Source organism: Methylobacterium sp. FW102-HT35C08, from assembly GCF_058790235.1.
This window is the reverse complement of the sequence record NZ_JBYTCL010000002.1, coordinates 2,302,302-2,320,984: the sequence shown is the minus strand read 5'-3', so window position 1 is coordinate 2,320,984 and position 18,683 is coordinate 2,302,302. Positions and strand designations below refer to the sequence as shown.

The 18,683-nt window shown below is 70.1% G+C and carries 16 protein-coding genes; 11 read left to right on the top strand and 5 right to left on the bottom strand.

Annotated elements, in window-relative coordinates:
* Positions 1–61 precede the first annotated feature (61 nt).
* Complete coding sequence (locus AC3WSN_RS11000) at positions 62–1,507, top strand: YcjX family GTP-binding protein (protein WP_192710544.1); 1,446 nt, start codon at positions 62–64, stop codon at positions 1,505–1,507.
* Positions 1,508–1,538: 31 nt separating this feature from the next.
* The gene (locus AC3WSN_RS10995; protein ID WP_492537965.1) at positions 1,539–2,567 is read left to right on the top strand and encodes a YcjF family protein; all 1,029 of its coding nucleotides are present in this window, start codon (positions 1,539–1,541) and stop codon (positions 2,565–2,567) included.
* A 25-nt stretch (positions 2,568–2,592) separates the two neighbouring features.
* On the opposite strand, the gene AC3WSN_RS10990 is transcribed toward AC3WSN_RS10995, so the two are convergent.
* The 3 genes from AC3WSN_RS10990 to AC3WSN_RS10980 form a co-directional block, all read right to left on the bottom strand.
* A complete protein-coding gene (locus AC3WSN_RS10990) occupies positions 2,593–2,820 on the bottom strand; it encodes a hypothetical protein (protein WP_192710546.1) in 228 nt (75 codons plus the stop codon).
* Between the two features lie 242 nt (positions 2,821–3,062).
* Positions 3,063–3,614, bottom strand: a complete 552-nt coding sequence (locus tag AC3WSN_RS10985; RefSeq protein ID WP_492537963.1) for an RBBP9/YdeN family alpha/beta hydrolase — start codon at positions 3,612–3,614, stop codon at positions 3,063–3,065.
* A gap of 46 nt (positions 3,615–3,660) precedes the next feature.
* Entirely contained in the window at positions 3,661–4,734 is a 1,074-nt protein-coding gene (locus tag AC3WSN_RS10980) for an apurinic/apyrimidinic endonuclease family protein (RefSeq protein ID WP_492537961.1), read from the bottom strand.
* Positions 4,735–4,851: 117 nt separating this feature from the next.
* Between AC3WSN_RS10980 and AC3WSN_RS10975 the strand changes: the two genes are divergently transcribed.
* The 3 genes from AC3WSN_RS10975 to AC3WSN_RS10965 all read left to right on the top strand — a co-directional run bounded on the left by AC3WSN_RS10975 (position 4,852) and on the right by AC3WSN_RS10965 (position 7,824).
* On the top strand, positions 4,852–6,042 hold the full coding sequence (locus AC3WSN_RS10975; RefSeq protein ID WP_492537959.1) for a YihY/virulence factor BrkB family protein: 1,191 nt from the start codon (positions 4,852–4,854) through the stop codon (positions 6,040–6,042).
* 62 nt (positions 6,043–6,104) lie between these two features.
* On the top strand, positions 6,105–6,515 hold the full coding sequence (msrB, locus tag AC3WSN_RS10970; RefSeq protein ID WP_492537957.1) for a peptide-methionine (R)-S-oxide reductase MsrB: 411 nt from the start codon (positions 6,105–6,107) through the stop codon (positions 6,513–6,515).
* Between the two features lie 319 nt (positions 6,516–6,834).
* Complete coding sequence (locus tag AC3WSN_RS10965) at positions 6,835–7,824, top strand: hypothetical protein (protein WP_492537955.1); 990 nt, start codon at positions 6,835–6,837, stop codon at positions 7,822–7,824.
* A 152-nt stretch (positions 7,825–7,976) separates the two neighbouring features.
* Here AC3WSN_RS10965 and AC3WSN_RS10960 read toward each other — a convergent pair whose 3' ends face one another.
* Positions 7,977–8,405: a L,D-transpeptidase gene (locus AC3WSN_RS10960; RefSeq protein WP_492537953.1), complete on the bottom strand. Its 429-nt coding sequence runs from the start codon at positions 8,403–8,405 to the stop codon at positions 7,977–7,979.
* Between the two features lie 245 nt (positions 8,406–8,650).
* Here AC3WSN_RS10960 and AC3WSN_RS10955 point away from each other — a divergent pair, with 245 nt between their 5' ends.
* The 3 genes from AC3WSN_RS10955 (at position 8,651) to AC3WSN_RS10945 (ending at position 11,938) form a co-directional block, all read left to right on the top strand.
* Positions 8,651–10,024: a dicarboxylate/amino acid:cation symporter gene (locus tag AC3WSN_RS10955; protein ID WP_492537951.1), complete on the top strand. Its 1,374-nt coding sequence runs from the start codon at positions 8,651–8,653 to the stop codon at positions 10,022–10,024.
* A complete protein-coding gene (locus tag AC3WSN_RS10950; protein WP_492537949.1) occupies positions 10,024–10,947 on the top strand; it encodes an ROK family protein in 924 nt (307 codons plus the stop codon). Before AC3WSN_RS10955 ends, AC3WSN_RS10950 begins: the two co-directional genes overlap by 1 nt.
* A gap of 94 nt (positions 10,948–11,041) precedes the next feature.
* Positions 11,042–11,938, top strand: a complete 897-nt coding sequence (locus AC3WSN_RS10945; protein ID WP_492537947.1) for a bestrophin family protein — start codon at positions 11,042–11,044, stop codon at positions 11,936–11,938.
* A gap of 8 nt (positions 11,939–11,946) precedes the next feature.
* On the opposite strand, the gene AC3WSN_RS10940 is transcribed toward AC3WSN_RS10945, so the two are convergent.
* Positions 11,947–12,528 (bottom strand): histidine phosphatase family protein, encoded by a 582-nt coding sequence (locus AC3WSN_RS10940; RefSeq protein WP_492537945.1) that lies wholly within the window; start codon positions 12,526–12,528, stop codon positions 11,947–11,949.
* Positions 12,529–12,645: 117 nt separating this feature from the next.
* Between AC3WSN_RS10940 and AC3WSN_RS10935 the strand changes: the two genes are divergently transcribed.
* The 3 genes from AC3WSN_RS10935 to metH all read left to right on the top strand — a co-directional run bounded on the left by AC3WSN_RS10935 (position 12,646) and on the right by metH (position 18,681).
* Positions 12,646–13,656, top strand: a complete 1,011-nt coding sequence (locus AC3WSN_RS10935) for an ArsR/SmtB family transcription factor (protein ID WP_492537943.1) — start codon at positions 12,646–12,648, stop codon at positions 13,654–13,656.
* Between the two features lie 48 nt (positions 13,657–13,704).
* Positions 13,705–14,625, top strand: a complete 921-nt coding sequence (gene metF / locus AC3WSN_RS10930) for a methylenetetrahydrofolate reductase [NAD(P)H] (protein WP_192710557.1) — start codon at positions 13,705–13,707, stop codon at positions 14,623–14,625.
* A 303-nt stretch (positions 14,626–14,928) separates the two neighbouring features.
* Positions 14,929–18,681 carry a methionine synthase gene (metH, locus tag AC3WSN_RS10925; protein WP_492537941.1) on the top strand — a complete coding sequence of 1,251 codons (3,753 nt, stop codon included), beginning with the start codon at positions 14,929–14,931 and terminating at the stop codon, positions 18,679–18,681.
* Positions 18,682–18,683: the final 2 nt, after the last annotated feature.

Sequence of the window (18,683 nt, the reverse complement as noted above, 5' to 3'; positions counted from 1 at the left end):
GCGGTTCGGCCGCCGCCGCGCCACCTCTGCCCGGCCTGTTCCCCTCACGACGAGCTCGCCCGTGCCCCTGACCGACCTTGCCGCGCGCGCCGGCTCGGCCGTCAAAGCCTTCGCCGAAGCCTCGCACGACCTGCTGGTCCAGCCGACCCTGCGGCTCGGCGTGACCGGGCTCGCGCGCTCGGGCAAGACCGTCTTCACCACGGCGCTGATCCACCATCTCGTGGAGACGCACGCACTGCCCGCCTTCGCCCCGGCGCAGGAAGGCCGCCTGCGCCGCGCCCGCCTCGTGCCGCAGCCCGACGACGACGTGCCGCGCTTTCCCTTCGAGGAGCATTTCGGCACGCTGACCGAGGCCCGGCGCTGGCCGCGCTCGACCGACAGGATCAGCCAGTTTCGCCTGGAGATCGCCTACGAGCGCACCGCCGGCTGGCGCACCGGTCCCGCGACCCTGATGCTCGACGTGGTCGATTATCCCGGCGAGTGGCTGCTCGACCTGGCGCTGATCGAGACAAGCTACACCGCCTGGTCGCGGGCCACGATCAACGGTACCCGCCGGCCGGGGCGCGCCGCCGTGGCGGCGCCCTGGCTCGCCGCGCTCAAGGACTTCAACCCGAACGGGCCGCTCGACGAGGTCGCGGCCGAGCGGGCGAGCGACGCGTTCAAAGCCTACCTCGCGGGCCTGCGCGCTGGTCCGGAATCGGTCGCCACGACGCCGCCGGGCCGGTTCCTGATGCCGGGCGACCTCGCGGGCTCGCCCGCGCTGACCTTCGCGCCGCTGGACGGGCTCACGGAGACCATTGCGCCCGACAGTCTCGCCGGCCTGATGGAGCGGCGTTTCGAGGCCTACAAGACCAAGGTCGTGACGCCGTTCTTCCGCGACCATTTCCAGCGGGTCGACCGGCAGATCGTGCTGGTCGACGTGCTCTCCGCGGTCGATGCCGGGCCGACCGCCCTGGCGGAGCTGGAAGAGGCGCTGGACGCGGTGCTGCTCAGCCTCAACATCGGCCGCAACACCGTCCTGTCCCGGCTGTTCGCCCCCCGGGCCGACCGGGTGCTGTTCGCCGCCACGAAGGCCGACCATCTCCACCAGACGAGCCACGACCGGCTCGACGCGCTGCTGCGGCTGCTGGTGTCCCGCGCCATGCGGCGGACCGAGGCGGCCGGCGCCCGGGTCGGCACCGTGGCGCTCGCCTCCGTGCGCGCCACGCGCGAGACCACGGTTCATGATGGCGGCGAGACGCTGCGCGCCGTGGCCGGGACCCCGGAGGCCGGCGAGGTGGTCGGCGACGAGGTGTTCGACGGCAACAGCGAGGCCGCGATCTTCCCGGGCGAGCTGCCGGCGCGCGCCGAGGCCGTGCTGGAAGGCGCGGTCGAGCCGGGCTCCCTGCGCTTCCCGCGCTTCCGCCCGCCGCTGGTGCGGCCCGACGGCTTCGGCCGCCCTGGGCACCTGCCGCAGATCCGGCTGGACCGGGCGATGCAGTTCCTGATCGGCGACAAGCTGGCGTGACGATGTTGGTGAGCCTGCGGAGCATCCAGCCATGACCTCCGGCCAGAAACCCCGCGCCTTCCGGATCACGCCCGAGCGGGACGTCGAGCCGGACGTCGCCACGACGCCGCTCGCCGCCAGGCCGCCCCAGGCCCGGATCGTGGAGGAGCCCTTCGAGATCGTGGATGCCGCCGACGGTGTCGCCGTGCCGATCGCCCCGCGCCGCCGCTCGCCGTGGGGGGCGCTGTTCCTGTCGGCGGTCGGCGCCCTGGTCTCGCTGGGGATCGGCCTGTCGGTCGAGCGGATGATCGCCGACCTGTTCCAGGCGGCGCCCTGGCTCGGCTGGGTGGCGCTCGCCCTGCTGGGCGTCGCCGCCCTGGCGCTCCTGGCGATCGTGGTGCGGGAACTCGCCGGCCTGCGCCGCGAGCGCAAGATCGAGCGCCTCCGCCAGTCGGCCCTCGACGCCCTCGGAACCCGCGACCACACGGGCGCGCAGGCGGTGGTGCAGGCGCTCTCAGCCTTCTACGCCGACCGCGAGTCCCTGTCGGCGGGCCGCGCCCGGATCGACGCTGCCGCCGACGCGATCCTCGACGTGGACGACCGGATCGGTCTGGCCGAGCACGAATTGCTCGCGGGCCTGGACCGTCAGGCGCGCAACGCCATCGCGACGGCGGCCAAGCAGGTCTCGGCGGTGACGGCTTTGAGCCCGCGGGCGATCGTGGACGTCGCCTTCGTGGTCTTCGCCGCCGTCCGGCTGCTGCGCCGGATCGCGGCGATCTACGGCGGACGCCCGGGCTTCCTCGGCTTCCTCCGGCTCGCGCGCGCCGCGGTCGCCCATCTCACCGTCACCGGCGGGATGGCGGTGGGCGAGAGCGTGATGCAGCAGGTGCTGGGGCTGGGGATCGCCGCCCGCGTGTCGGCCAAGCTGGGCGAGGGGGTGCTCAACGGGCTGATGACCGCCCGGTTCGGGCTCGCGGCACTCAATGTCTGCCGCCCGCTGCCGTTCGTGCGCGAGGCGCCGCCGCGGCTCGCCGACGTCGCCGGCGAGTTGCTGCGCTCGGCCGAGGCCGAGTCGAAATAGCAGGGTCGCTCCTGGCCGCGCGTCGCTACTTGCCGCCCGCGGCGGCGCGGCGGTTGGCGATGCGGGAGAACATGTTGCCGGTGTAGTCGGCGCTCTTGGGCTTCTCGGGCTCGCCGAGCTTGGCCTCGAAGGCCTCGATGCGCTTCAAGAGCGTCACGTCGTTGAACAGCGAGCTGTTGAAGTTGGACTGGGCCCGCGGCCCGAGGGCGGTTTGCACCGCGTCGAGTCGTTCCAGAAGCTCTTTACGCGTCACGGTGATCTCCAGGGGCGCCTTCGGGGCGAAGGACCGCCCGAGACGCCACTGGACGGGTCGAGGGTAAACGGAGCGTTAACGAGATCCGGCGGCCCGTCGCGCGGGTTGGCTGCCGCGATCTTCGCGAGCGGAGCGATGCAATCCAGGCGGCGCCACGACCATCCCGGTCGCGCCGCCCAGGGGCCGTTTCGCTGCGCTCGCGAAGACGTCAGGCGCGACCAGGGCGTTCAGGCGACGCAGGCTCACAGCCCCTTCAGAAAGCCGGCCAGACGCATCAGCCCCTCGGGCCAGGGCCCGTGCCCGCTCGCCACGTTGATGTGACCCGACTCGCCGGCATCGACCGTGAGCGCCCCCCAGGCATGCGCGAAATCGTCGGCGCGCGCGTAGCGGCAATGCGGGTCGGTGCGGCTGGCGACGAGGAGCGACGGGAAGGGCAGGGGGTCGCGCGGGACCGGCGCAAAGGCGCGCACCGAATCCGGCAGGCCCGGCGCCTCCTCCACGTCCGGGAAAGCCACCAGCAAGGCGCCGCGCACGACGCCCGGGGTGAAGCGCGGCGCCGCCTCGACGCTGGCCACAACGCCGAGACTGTGGGCGATCAGGATCACCGGCCGGGTCGCGGCGGCGACCGCCGCGGCGATCGTTCCGCACCACGCCTCCGGCGTCGGCGCGTGCCAATCGTCCTGCTCGACCACGCGGGCTGTGGCGAGCCGGCCGGCCCAGCGGGCCTGCCAATGATCCTCCTCGGACCCTCCGAGCCCCGGAACGATGAGGATGTCGCAATCGGCGGTCTTCATGCCCGAATGCCTAAAGCCGTCGCGCGGACGCGTCGAGACCACCGTGTCATTCGGCAGCGATCGACCCCGCGCGCTCCAGCTCGGTGATGTAGCGGGCGATCTGCACCGACGCGCGGTTCTTCGCCTTGGCCTCGATCTCGAAATCCGCCCAAACGAGGTGGCGGGCGACGAGGCTGTTGACCGCCCGGTTCCACATCATGTCGGAATGCGCCGCGAGGTCCCGGACCGCGTGGCCGGCGGTGCGCAGGGCCGGGAAGTCGGGCAGGGCGTCCGGATCGCACTCTTCCGCGACCGCCTCGCGCGACACGCTGATATGGGCCACGGGCCGCACGCCCCGCCAGGACGCCTGCACCTGCGCGATCCGGGGATCGTCCGGCTCGAGATATTCGCCGCCGCTCTGGACCCAGTGGTGGTGCAGGTCGAGCACCACCGGCACGATGTCGGTGAGCCGCAGCACCGCGTCGAGGCCGAAGACGTTCTCGTCGTTCTCCACCGTGACGAGGTCGCGCGCCACCTGGCTCGTCCGTGGCAGGGTCGCGCGGAAGCCGTCGACCCCGGGGTCGCCGGCGCCGACATGGATGTTGATATGGGCGCCGTGCGGATGCCAGCCGCCGCCATAGCCCATGCGGTCGAAGATCTCGGCGTGATAGTCGAGTTCGGACAGGCCGTTCTCGATCGCCGCCGGGTTGCGGCTCGCCAAGAGGCAGAACGGGCCCGGGTGGAAGCTCAGGCGGACCTCGAGGCGGCGCGCCAGCGCTCCCGCCTCGGCGAGGCCGCGCTCGACGAGGGCCGCCATCTCGGGCTCCGCGTAGATCGCCTGGGCAATCGGATGGGTGTAGCCGGGCAGGACATTGCTCGCCATGCGCAGCAGGCGCTCCAGCGGCGGCCGGGCTCCGACCCAGGCGATCTGGCGCGCGAGGGCGTCGAGATTGTGCGCCACGAGGCCGGCGAGCTTCGTACACCGGGCGGCGGGTTCCAGCTTGGCGAGATAGGCCATCGTGACGCTGGTGAGATTCATGTGAAGCGTCGCGTCGCGCTCCGCCTTGAGGGTGGCGTGCGTGCCGGGGGGCTCGTCGAGGACGAACTTGCAACAGAAGCCGAGACGGGGATGATCGCGCATAAATGGCACAACGCGCGGAAGCCCGACCCGTCCCCGCGCCGTTGCGGAACGGGCGCTGCGCGGGGACGTTTGAAGTCCCGAGCGCGGCAGTTCCGCGTGTACGGCACTTCCCGACCCATGCCCCCGTCGCCCTCGCGCCCGAGCGGACAGCCGGATACCGGCTCCATCCTGTGGATCCTGATGCTCGGTTCGGCGCTGGTCGCCCTCGCGGCGGCGCCGGCGCGACGCGGGGTGCCGGTGCTCGCTCGGGACACCGGACCGTCGCGCGACCCCGAGCCACCGCAGGACACGGGCGCGGCCAACAAAGGCGTTGCCGCCGGGGCGCGCTCGATCTCGGGCCGCGCCGCGCAGCTCACGGCGGCCACACAGCCGGAGCGCGGCCGCGCCGCCAACAGCCCCGCCGAGATGACACGATCCGGCTGGAAGGACATCGCGGTCCGGGTCTATCTCGAGTTCAACAAGGACCGGGTGCTGGCGGTCGCCGCCGGCGTCACCTTCTACACGCTGCTGTCGCTGTTCCCGGCGATCGCCGCGCTCGTGACCTGCTACGGCCTGTTCGCCGACGTGACCGTGATCAACGACCACCTCGCGCAGCTGCACGCCGTGCTTCCGTCCGGGGCGGTCGAGCTGATCGGCGATCAGGTCAAGCGCATCGCGTCCCGGGGCACCGGCTCGCTCAGCGTGACCTTCTTCACCAGCCTGCTGCTGTCGATCTGGAGCGCCAACGCCGCCATGAAGGCGATGTTCGACGCGCTGAACGTGGTCTACGAGGAGGAGGAGAAGCGCAATTTCTTCTGGCTGAACCTCCGCTCCCTGACCTTCACGGTGGGGGCGCTCCTGTTCATCGTCATCGCGCTCAACGCGATCGTGGTGGTGCCGGTGGTGCTGAACTATCTGGGCCTCGGCTCGACCGCCTGGCTGCTCGCGGCCCTGCGCTGGCCGGCCATCCTGATCGTGCTGCTCGGCGGCCTCTCGGTGCTCTACCGCTTCGGCCCCAGCCGGGAGCACGCCCGGTGGCGCTGGGTCGGGGTCGGCAGCGTGATCGCGGGCCTGCTCTGGCTCCTCGCCTCGCTGCTGTTCTCCTGGTACGTCGCCAATTTCGGCACCTACAACGAGACCTATGGTTCGCTCGGCGCCGTGATCGGCTTCATGACCTGGATCTGGATCTCCTCGACGATCGTTCTGCTCGGGGGCGAGATCAATGCGGAGCTGGAGCATCAGACCGCCCGCGACACGACCACGGGCGCGCCCTTGCCGATGGGACGCCGGCAGGCGCGGATGGCCGACACGGTCGGCGCGGCGGCCTGAGGGCGGGACTGCCGAAGATCGCCGACGACGCGTAGAGTGCGGCTCCAGAACGGGAGAACGTCATGGCGGATACGTCGACCACCGGTCGCGAGACCCGCAGCGACGCCGCGTGGCGCGCGGCGCTCACGCCGGACCAGTACCGGGTCCTGCGCGAGCACGGCACGGAGCGGGCCGGCACGAGCAATCTGCTCGCCGAGAAGCGTCCCGGCACCTTCACATGCGCGGGCTGCGGACAACCCCTGTTCGAGCAGGAGACCAAGTTCGAGTCCGGGACGGGCTGGCCCAGCTTCTTCGCGCCGATCGAGGGCGCCGTCGCCACGTCGGTCGATCGCAGCCACTGGATGGTGCGCACCGAGGTGCACTGTGCCCGCTGCCAGGGACATCTCGGCCACGTCTTCGAGGACGGTCCCGCCCCCACCGGTCTGCGCTACTGCATGAACGGCGTGGCGATGCAGTTCGAGCCGGCGGCATGACGCGATCCGAGATTTAACCTGGGTTCAAAAAATCGTGCCGCGAGCCGGGATATCGGGGACAGAAGGCGCCGAGGTCGTATCTTCACCGCGGTCCGGTCTTGATTTCGTCGCGTTTTTGCTTAGCGCTCTATAGTCTCATGTTGTCGCTGTCCGGTGATTGGCGGCGGAAGCGGTCAGGTGCGGGTGAATACGGCGTTGCGATCCAGCTTTTACGCCGTCGTCCCCGGTTCCACTTGATCCGGTCCGCCCGATCCGGCGGACCAAGAGGCTGTCCGCCCGAGCGGCGCACCGCCGACCAACCGGGAGGGGTTTTGAGTTCATGAGCACCGTTCGCCGATTCCTGGTCGCCCCGTCCCTGGTCCGCCTGATCCGCAAGGAGCGGGGCGGGGCACGCATCACCGAAGGACATTTCGCGCCGCAGGGCGGTCGCGCCTCCTACGTGCGGGTCGACGGGCAGAACTGCCAGCTCGTGCTCGTCAACAAGGGTGCCGACGGCATCCCGGTCGAGGAGCGCACCGATGTGCCGCGCGCCCACGGCGACGCGCTGCTCGATGTCTGCCCCGGAAAGGCCGCCTACGATCGGACGACCGTGAACGTCGGCGGACGCGAGGTGGCGATCGACCGCTACGTCACGCCCGGAAGCCTGGACCTGATCAGTGTCGTCTTCGAGCACGACGGCGATGCGGCCGGCTTCCAGGCGCCCGGCTGGTTCGGGCGCGAGGTCAGCGGCGAACCCGCGTTCGAGCGGCAGACCCTGGCCATCCAGGGCGTGCCGGCCGCCGAGGAGGTCTCCCTGAGCAACGCCGCGCTGGACGCCGTGCTCGACCTGATCGAGCCGCGGTTCGGCTTCGGCCGCTACGGCAGCAGCAATCGGCCGTCCGAATCCGACGACGGCGCGCTCAACGCGATGCGCCGCATCGTGACACCCGCTGCGCCCGCCGCACCCGTGGCGCCCGCGCCCGCGCCGGAGCCGGTCCACCACGCGGAGCCCGCGGCGCCCGCCGCGGCAGCCCCCGCCGAGCCGGCCCCCGAGCACCACGCCGATCCGGAGCCGGCTCCGGAGCCCGTCCATCACGCGGAGCCTGCAGCGGCGCCCGAGGCGCCTGCGGCACAGGCCGGCTCGCCTGAGACCCTGCACGGCGATGCCCGGATCGACGACGTGATCGAGAGCCTGTCCCAGGCGCTCGGCGCGGCCATCCACCAGCAGCCGGAACCGTCCTCCGAATCCAAGGATGCGAAGAGCGAGGATCCGGCGTCGATGTTCGAGCGCTGGACCGTGCGCCCCCGCCGGACGCAGCAGCAGAACTGAACCGGCCGCCGGCTCGCGCCGGCGCAGATCCGCGGACACACCGGGCCGCCGCGCAGACCGCACGGCGGCCCGTCTGCTGCGTGTTGCGCCCGCGCGGTTCCGGCACGGCCGTCCGCGTTGGGGAAGACTAGGTTGCCGCGACTTGGACGCGTTCAGTTGCGGATGACCACCGCTGCCCCGCCGCGGCTGCGGGCCAAGCTGAACAGAGCGGCCGCATGTCCCGGCGACAGGCGGATGCAGCCATGGCTCGCCCGGCGCCCGAGCGACCCGGTCGCGTAGGTGCCGTGGATCGCGTAGCCGCCCCGGAAGAACATGGCGTGCGGCATCGGCGAGCCGTGATATTTGCGCGAGCGCCACATCGGTGCCATCAGCCCGACCCGGAAACGGCCGTTCGGCGTAAAATAGCCGCGTCGGGCGGTGGACACCGGCCAATCATAGGCCGGAGTGCCGTCGACGAAGACGCGCATGCGCTGGCGCGACTGGTCGATCTGCGCGACGACCCCTGCGGCCGCCGGAGCGGCCAGCGCGCTGGCCAAGATTCCGCCGAGGACCGCGACCCCGGCCCAGTTGAAGACAGCCACGCGTCACCCCCGGAATTAGACTGGATGCCGTTGATCGAACGGCGAAATCCGGCGGCGGCTCGAAACAGCCGCATTTATCGGGATGAGCCCAATTGTCAGACTAGAGAAGTCTTTCTGGCGGGAATCGACAGGTTTTTGTCACGAGGGGTTTAGCGCAGATTACCGAGCTGCCGTTGAGGCGCGGATCGATAATCGCTAGCGTGCCGGCAAATCGGGAGGGTGCGCGGTCGTCGCACGGGATGGACATGGCACAAGCAATCCACGCGACGAGTGCGGCCGCAGCGCCCCGAGAGCCCTGGTACAAGGTGCTCTACATCCAGGTCCTGATCGCGATCGCGCTCGGTGTCCTTCTCGGCTGGTACGACCCCGCCACCGGCAAGGCCATGAAGTGGCTCGGCGACGCCTTCATCGGCCTGATCAAGATGATGATTGCGCCGATCATCTTCTGCACCATCGTGCACGGCATCGCGTCGATCGGCGACCTGAAGAAGGTCGGTCGCGTCGGGCTGAAGGCCCTGATCTACTTTGAGGTGGTCTCCACCGTGGCGCTGCTGATCGGCGTGCTGGTCGGCGAGGTGATCCGGCCGGGCGCGGGCTTCAACGCCGATCCGTCGAAGCTCGACGCCAGCAAGGTCGCGACCTACGCCAGCAAGGCCGCGGCGGATTCCACCGTCGCCCACATCCTGGCGATCATCCCCAAGAGCTTCTTCGATCCCTTCGCCACCGGCGACCTGCTGCAGGTGCTGCTGATCTCGATCCTCACCGGCGTCGTGGTCACGAGCCTGGGCGAGCGCGCGGCTTCGGTGAACCACGCGATCGACACCGCCGGCCAGATCTTCTTCAAGATCATCGGTATCGTGGTGAAGCTCGCGCCGCTCGGCGCCTTCGGCGCGATGGCGTTCACCATCGGCGAGTACGGCATCCAGAAGGTCTACGACCTCGCGTGGCTGGTCGGCACCTTCTACGTCACCGCGCTCCTGTTCGTGCTGGTGGTGCTCGGCACCATCGCCCGGGTCGCCGGCTTCTCGATCCTGCGCTTCCTCGCCTACATCAAGGACGAGTTGCTGATCGTGGTCGGCACCTCCTCGTCCGAGACGGTGCTGCCGCAGCTGATGACCAAGATGCGCCGGCTCGGCGCCTCGGATTCCGTGGTCGGCCTCGTCGTGCCCACGGGCTACTCGTTCAACCTCGACGGCACCAACATCTACATGACGCTCGCGACCCTGTTCCTCGCGCAGGCGGTGGGCGTGGACCTGAGCATCACGCAGTACGCCACCATCATCCTGGTCGCGATGCTGACCTCGAAGGGCGCCTCGGGCGTCACCGGCGCGGGCTTCATCACCCTGGCGGCGACCCTCTCGGCGATCCCGAACAGCCCGGTCCCGGTGGCCGCCATGACCCTCGTTCTCGGCATCGACAAGTTCATGTCCGAGTGCCGCGCGCTGACCAACCTCGTCGGCAACGGCGTCGCCTGCGTGGTCGTCAGCCGCTGGGAGGGTGAGCTCGACGTGGCCAAGCTCAACGAGGTCATGGCCCACCCGGTCTCCATCGGCACCCACATCGCCGACGAGACACCGCAGCCGATGGCGACCGACGGCAAGGTCGCCGCCGCGGAGTGATGGGCCGGCCCGCAGGCGCACGCCTCGGCATCGATCTCGGCGGCACCAAGATCGCCGGGATCGTGCTGGACCGGGACGGCCGCACGGTGGCCGATACCCGGGTCGCCGCCCCGCGCGGCGATTACGGAGCCACCGTCGAGGCGGTGGCGGCCCTCGTGCTGGAGCTCGAGGGGATGGCCGGGACGCCCTGCACGGTCGGCATCGGCATGCCGGGCAGCCTGTCGCCCGCGACCGGCCTCGTGCGCAACGCCAATTCCCACTGGCTCAATGGACAGCCCTTCGGCGCCGACCTGACGCGGCGGCTGGGTCGGCCGCTGCGGATCGAGAACGACGCGAATTGCCTCGCGGTCTCGGAGGCGATCGACGGCGCCGGCGCCGGCGCACGGGTCGTCTGGGCGGTGATCCTGGGCACCGGGGTCGGATCGGGCATCGCCATCGACGAGCGGGTGCTCGCGGGCCGCAACGGCATCGCCGGTGAATGGGGCCACGGCCCGCTGCCCTATCCGCGCGACGACGAGCGTCCGGGCCCCACCTGCTATTGCGGTCGCCGGGGCTGCATCGAGACGTGGCTGGCCGGCCCCGGCCTCGCGGCCGATCACGGTCGGCGGCACGGCGCGCCGCTGACCGCCGAGGCGATCGTCTCCGCCGCCCGGGCGGGCGGCGCGGAGGCGCAGGAAACGCTCGCACGCCATCTCGACCGGCTTGGGCGCGCGGCCGCCCAGGTGATCAACCTCCTCGACCCGGACGTCGTCGTGATCGGCGGCGGCCTGTCGCGCATTGCCGAGCTGATCGACGGCCTGCCCGCCGCGATCGCACCCCACATCTTCTCCGACGCCTTCGACACACCGGTCCGGGCGAGCCTCCACGGGGATGCGTCGGGCGTCCGCGGCGCGGCGTGGCTGTGGGAGGCGGAGCCGGTTTGAGCGATCGCCCGTCCGGCGGCCTCCTCACGGAGACGTCTCTTGCCGGCGTGCAGGGGGCAGGGCAGGACGGCGACGCTCCAGCCTCGATAGCCCGATGATCGTCCGCACCCGGCCCAACCTGCTCACCCTGCTGTTCACCCTGCGCGGGTCGATCCTGCCGCGGGTGGCGCCGAAGCTCGCCGGGATCGTGGCGGTCTCCTGCGCGGTGGTCTGGGCCGAGGCACGCTGGCCCGCGGTATTCCCGATGACGGCCGGCGTCACGCCCTTCACCCTGGTGGGCCTCGCCCTCTCGATCTTCCTGAGCTTCCGCAACAACGCCTGCTACGAGCGCTGGTGGGAGGCCCGGAAGCTCTGGGGCAGCCTGATCGGCGAGGTCCGCAACCTCGCCCGCGCCCTGCCGGCGCTGCTGCCGGATGCGGACGCGGCCCCCCAGCTCCGGCGGCTCTCCGCCTTTGCGCACGGCCTTCGGTCCCGCTTGCGCGGTCTCGATGAAGCCGCGGCCGTCGACGGGAGGGTGCCGGGTTCGGACAGGAGCGGCCCCAACCCAACCGACTCGGTCCTGGCCGCGATCACGCGCGACCTGGCGGCTGCGGTGCGGGCGGGACGGCTTACCGACATCCAGTTCGGCATCCTGGAATCGCGGATCGAGGCGCTGTCGGGGGTGCACACCGCCTGCGAGCGCATCGCCAACACGCCGCTGCCCTTCGCCTACACCCTGCTGGTCTACCGCACCGCCTGGCTCTACTGCCTGCTCCTGCCGGTGGGGCTTACCGGCTCCCTGGGCTGGGCGACGCCGGTCGTCGTGGCGCTGGTCGGCTACACCTTCTTCGGCCTGGACGCCCTCGGAGACGAGTTGGAGGAGCCGTTCGGAACCGAGCCGAACGACCTGCCCCTCGACGCGATGGTCCGCGCCGTCGACCGCATCGTGCATCACGCGCTCGGCGAGCCCATGCCGGACGCGCTGACCCCGGATGGATACTGGCTGCGATAGGGCAGGGCCTAACCGTTCCAGGCCCGCAGGACCGGCTCGGTACGATCATGCTCGTAGCCGAGCACCGAGACACTCGTGGTGCCGAGAACGAGGAGCGCTCCGGCCTCCGGCGGCAGGCCGATCCAGCGTGCGGCGAGCACCCGCAGACAATGCGCGCTCGAGAACACGAGGAGATCGGCATCGAGAGCCCGAGCCCGCGCGATGACCCGGTCCGCCCGGATCCCGACATCGGCGGCCGTCTCGCCGCCCGGGCAGCCATCGCGGAACAGGCGCCAACCCGGGCGCTCGGCCAAGATCGCCGGCGTCGTCCGGCCCTCGTAGGTGCCGTAATCCCACTCGGCCAGATCCGGGTCGATCGCGCGCTGATCGCCGAAACCCGCAAGTTCGCAGGTGGTGGCTGCCCGGCGCGACGGGCTCGACCAGACCGCCGTGTAGGATTGGATCCTGAGGCGCGGCGCAAGGGCTCGTGCGGCGGCCTCGCCGGTCGGCGTGAGCGGGATGTCGCTGCGCCCGGTATGCCGGCCGGAACGGCTCCACGCGGTCTCGCCATGGCGGACGAGCGTGATCTGCGGATAGGGGCTGTCAGGCATGCGCGCCTCCACGGGCCTGCGTTCAACGCAGTCGTCGCGCTCTGGCCCCATGGATTCGGCAGAGCAGGGTCAAGATCGCGCTTGCACGACGCTCGAAACGCACATAAACATATCTTTATGTCTATCGAACGCAGGCAAGAGGCGGGTTCGATCCCATTTCCGGAGGCGCTCGGCGTTCTCCGGGCGGCCGCCGAGGAGACGCGCCTGCGCATCCTGGCGCTGCTCGCGGAGGGCGAGTTGTCGGTCTCGGACCTCACCGACATTCTGGGCCAGTCGCAGCCGCGGATCTCGCGGCATCTCAAGCTGCTGGTGGAGGCCGGGCTTGTGGAGCGCCACCGTGAGGGCGCCTGGGCGTTCTTCCGGCTGTCAGAAGCCCGCGCCGGGCTTGCGGATCCGCTGCTGTCCGGTCTCGACCGGACCGCGCCGCCTCTCTCGGAGGATCGCGCCCGGCTCGACGCCGTCCGGGCGCAGCGGGCTGAGACAGCCGAGACTTTCTTCGCACGGCTGGCACCCAAATGGGACGAGCTGCGCTCCCTGCACGTGCCTGAGGCGACCGTCGAGGCGGCGGTTCTCGTCGCTCTGGGCGACCGGCCGATCGGCAGCCTGATCGATCTCGGTACCGGCACGGGCCGGATGCTCGGCCTGCTCGCGCCGCGCGCCGGGCGCGCCACCGGGCTCGATTCAAGCCATGCCATGCTGTCGGTCGCCCGAGCCAACCTGGAACGACAGGGCCTGACGCGGGTCGACCTCCGACAGGGCGACATCCACGCGCCGCCTTTCGCGCGCGCGAGCTTCGACCTCGTGGTGGTACATCAGGTGCTGCATTATCTCGATGACCCGGCCCGGGCACTGCGCGCCGCCGCCCGGCTCGTGGCGCCGGGGGGCCGCCTCCTGGTGGTGGACTTCGCACCGCACGAGCTGGAGTTCCTGCGCACGAGCCAAGCCCACCGCCGACTCGGCTTCTCCAGCGATCAGGTGTCCGGCTGGCTCGCGGAGACCGGCCTCGACACGGTCGCCACGCGCGATCTGGCACCGCGCGAAGCGGGCCAGCTCACCGTCACCCTCTGGCTGGCTCAGGATGGGCTGGCCGACGCGACCACCGAACAGCCCCGGCGCGCCGTCGCCTGAGGCTCAACCCCATCGTCTGAACCGACCGACATAGAGGACGAGACCCCGATGCGCCGTTCCACTCACCGCGCCAGCCGCGACGGCTACCACCCGATCCGTGTCTCGATCGAGTTCTTCCCGCCGAAGACCGAGGAGATGGAGAAGATCCTCTGGGGTTCGATCGAGCGCCTCGCGCCGCTCCAGCCGAGCTTCGTGTCGGTGACCTACGGGGCCGGCGGCTCGACCCGCGAGCGCACCCACAACACAGTGGCCCGGATGGTCCGCGAGACCAGCCTGAAGCCGGCCGCGCACCTCACCTGCGTGGACGCCACCCGCGAGGAGATCGACGCGGTGGTCCAGTCCTACTGGGACGCGGGCGTGCGCCATATCGTGGCGTTGCGCGGCGACCCGGCCGAGGGCGTCGGCCACGCCTACCGGCCGCATCCCGAGGGCTACGCCTCGACCGCCGAGCTGGTCGAGGGGATCAAGCGGATCGGCGACTTCAAGGTCTCGGTCTCGGCCTATCCCGAGAAGCACCCCGAGGCGGCCTCGCTCGAGGCCGACATCGATGCCCTGAAGGCCAAGGTCGATGCCGGAGCCGATCAGGCGATCACCCAGTTCTTCTTCGAGAACGAGATCTACCTGCGCTACTTGGACAAGGTTCGGGCCGCCGGCATCACGATCCCGATCATCCCGGGCATCCTGCCGGTGCAGAACTTTAAGCAGGCGGCGAACTTCGCCCGCCGCACAGGCGCCTCGGTGCCGTACTGGCTGGCCGCCCGGTTCGAGGGCCTGGAGAACGACGTCGAGACCCGCCGGCTCGTCGCCGCCGCGGTGGCGGCCGAGCAGGTGCTCGACCTCGTGGACGAGGGCGTCAACGACTTCCACTTCTACTCGATGAACCGCTCGGATCTGGTCTATGCGATCTGCCACCTGCTTGGCCTGCGCGCCCAGGCGCCGAAGCTGGCGGCGGCGAAGGCGGCGGCCTGATTTTCGGGGCTGCGCTTGACGCTCCCGACCCGTCATCGCGAGTGCAGCGAAGCGACCCAGGGCAGCGCGACATCCATTAGCGTGGCGCTGCTGGATTGCTTCGTTTCGCTCGCAAAGATTGGGACGCTTCCACGCCCATGGCACGGAAGCGTCTGACAGGACAAAATTTTTTCTCCCTCCTGAGGTGCCGCGCGAGCGGCCTCGAAGGCGGGTTCCGACGATCGCCACAACATCTGGAGGCCTCCTGCGAGGCCTCCGCTTCGCTCCGGCACCTCAGGATGAGGTGATCTGACAGGACGCACGATGACCGATTTTGCCCCCGTCGACGGCACCGCGATCGCGAAGGCCCTGCGCCAGCGCGCGGCGGAGAAGATCCTCGTCCTCGACGGGGCGATGGGCACCGTGATCCAGCGGCTCAAGTATTCGGAAGAGGACTTTCGCGGCGACCGCTTCAAGGATCACGGCCACGATCAGAAGGGCAACAACGACCTCCTGATCCTGACCCAGCCCGATGCGATCCGGCAGATCCACCTCGACTACTTCCTGGCCGGCGCCGACGTCTGCGAGACCAACACCTTCTCGGGCACGACCATCGCCCAGGCCGATTACGGCATGGAGTCGATCATCCACGAGCTGAACGCCGAGGGCGCGCGACTCGCCCGGGAGGCCGCCAAGCTCGCCGAGCAGAAGGACGGCCGACGCCGCTTCGTGGCCGGCGCCATCGGCCCGACGAACCGCACCCTGTCGATCTCGCCGGACGTGAACAACCCGGGCTTCCGGGCCGTGACCTTCGACCAAGTCAAGCAGGCCTATGTCGAGCAGGTCCGCGGCCTGATCGACGGCGGCGCCGAGCTGATCCTGATCGAGACGATCTTCGACACGCTGAACGCCAAGGCCGCGGTGGCGGCGGCCTGGCAGGTCTTCGACGAGACCGGCATCCGCCTGCCGATCCAGATCTCCGGCACGATCACGGATCTCTCGGGCCGCACCCTGTCGGGTCAGACCCCGGCGGCCTTCTGGCACTCTCTGCGCCACTCCGATCCGCTGACCTTCGGCCTCAATTGCGCGCTCGGCGCCCGCGAGATGCGCGGCCACATCGCCGAGCTGTCGCGGATCTGCGACACCCTGGTCTGCGCCTACCCGAATGCCGGCCTGCCGAACGAGTTCGGCCTCTACGACGAGAGCCCGGAGGCGATGGGCAAGCTGGTCGGCGAGTTCGCCGAATCCGGCCTCGTCAACATGGTCGGCGGCTGTTGCGGCACCACGCCGGACCACATCCGCGCCATCGCGGAGGCGGTCGCCGGCAAGGCGCCGCGGCCGATCCCCGAGATCCCCCGCCTGATGCGGCTCTCCGGCCTCGAGCCCTTCGTGCTCACGCCGGAAATCCCCTTCGTGAACGTCGGCGAGCGCACGAACGTCACCGGCTCGGCCAAGTTCCGCAAGCTCATCACCAACGGCGACTACGCGGCGGCGCTGGACGTCGCCCGCGATCAGGTCGCAGCCGGCGCCCAGGTGATCGACGTCAACATGGACGAGGGCCTGCTCGACTCCCAGAAGGCGATGGTCGAGTTCCTGAACCTCGTCGCCGCCGAGCCCGACATCGCCCGCGTGCCCGTGATGGTCGATTCCTCGAAGTTCGAGGTGATCGAGGCCGGGCTGAAGTGCATCCAGGGCAAGCCGATCGTGAACTCGATCTCCATGAAGGAGGGCGAGGAGAAATTCATCGAGGCCGCCAAGGTCTGCCGCTCCTACGGCGCTGCCGTGGTGGTGATGGCCTTCGACGAGCAGGGGCAGGCGGATTCCTACAAGCGCAAGGTCGAGATCTGCACCAAGGCCTACCGGATCCTGACCGAGCAGGTCGGCTTCCCGCCCGAGGACATCATCTTCGATCCGAACATCTTCGCCGTCGCCACCGGCATCGAGGAGCATAACGGCTACGGCGTCGCCTTCATCGAGGCGACCCGCACGATCCGCGAGACCCTGCCGCACGCCCACATCTCGGGCGGCGTCTCGAACCTGTCCTTCGCGTTCCGCGGCAACGAGCCGGTGCGCGAGGCGATGCACGCGGTGTTCCTGTTCCACTGCATCAAGGCCGGCATGGACATGGGCATCGTCAATGCCGGCCAGCTCGCCGTCTACGACGAGATCCCGGCGGAGCTGCGCGAGCTGTGCGAGGACGTGGTTCTCAACCGCCGCGACGATTCCACCGAGCGCCTGCTGGAGGCAGCCGAGCGGTTCAAGACCGGCGCCTCGGCGCAGGCCAAGACCGCCGACCTGACATGGCGCGAGGCGCCGGTCGCGAAGCGCATCGAGCACGCGCTGGTCAACGGCATCACCGAGTACATCCTGGCCGACACCGAGGAGGCGCGGGCTCAGGCCGAGCGTCCGCTCCACGTGATCGAGGGCCCGCTGATGGCCGGCATGAACGTGGTCGGTGACCTGTTCGGCGCGGGCAAGATGTTCCTGCCGCAGGTGGTGAAGTCCGCCCGCGTGATGAAGCAGGCGGTTGCCTATCTCGAGCCCTACATGGAGGCCGAGAAGCTCGCCAACGGCGGTGACGGCAAGCGCCAGGCCGCCGGCAAGGTGCTGATGGCCACCGTGAAGGGCGACGTCCACGACATCGGCAAGAACATCGTCGGCGTCGTGCTGGCCTGCAACAACTACGAGATCATCGACCTTGGCGTGATGGTGCCGGCCGCCAAGATCCTGGAGACCGCCAAACGCGAGCAGGTCGACATCGTCGGCCTGTCGGGCCTGATCACCCCGTCGCTCGACGAGATGGTCCACGTGGCCGGCGAGATGGAGCGTGAGGGGCTCGACGTGCCGCTGCTGATCGGCGGCGCCACCACGAGCCGCGTCCACACGGCAGTGAAGATCCACCCGGCCTACGCCAAGGGTCAGGCGGTTTACGTCACCGACGCCAGCCGCGCGGTCGGCGTGGTGTCGAGCCTGATCTCGAAGGAGACCCGTGGGCCCACGATCGAGAAGGTCCGGGCCGAGTACGCCAAGGTCGCCGACGCCCACAAGCGCTCGGAGGCCGACAAGCAGCGGCTGCCGCTCGCCAAGGCGCGAACCAACGCGTTCAAGATCGACTGGTCGGGCTATAAGCCGGCCAAGCCGACCTTCACCGGCACCCGGGTCTACGGCTCCTACGAGGTCGCCGACCTCGTGCCCTACATCGACTGGACGCCGTTCCTGCAGACCTACGAGTTCAAGGGCCGCTTCCCGGCGCTCCTGGACGACCCCGAGCAGGGCCCGGCCGCCCGCGCCCTCTACGAGGACGCGCAAGAGATGCTGAAGCAGATTGTGGAGGAGCGCTGGTTCAACCCGAAGGCGGTGATCGGCTTCTGGCCGGCCAACAGCGTCGGCGACGACATCGCGCTCTACACCGGCGAGAGCCGGTCCGAGCGGCTCGCCACCTTCCACGGCCTGCGCCAGCAGCTCTCGAAGCGCGACGGGCGCTCGAACACGTGCCTGTCGGACTTCGTGGCGCCTTCCGAGACCGGCATCGCCGACTATGTCGGCGGCTTCGTGGTGACGGCCGGCCTGGAGGAGGTGCGGATCGCCGAGCGCTTCGAGCGGGCGAACGACGATTACCGGGCGATCCTCGTGAAGGCGCTCGCCGACCGCATTGCCGAGGCCTTCGCCGAGCGAATGCACGAGCGTGTGCGCAAGGAGTTCTGGGGCTACGCTTCCGACGAGGCCTACGCCCCCGAGGAGCTGGTGCTGGAGAAGTATGACGGCATCCGTCCAGCCCCGGGCTATCCGGCCCAGCCCGACCACACCGAGAAGACCACGCTGTTCGACCTGCTGAAGGCCGAGAGCCGCATCGGCGTGAAGCTCACCGAGTCCTACGCCATGTGGCCGGGCTCGTCGGTGTCGGGGATCTACATCGCCCACCCGGAGGCGCACTATTTCGGCGTCGCCAAGGTCGAGCGGGATCAGGTCGAGGATTACGCCGTCCGCAAGGGCATGGATGTCCGCGAGGTCGAGCGCTGGCTCGGGCCGATCCTGAACTACGACCCGGCGCGGTATCTCGCGCAGGCGGCGGAGTAGGG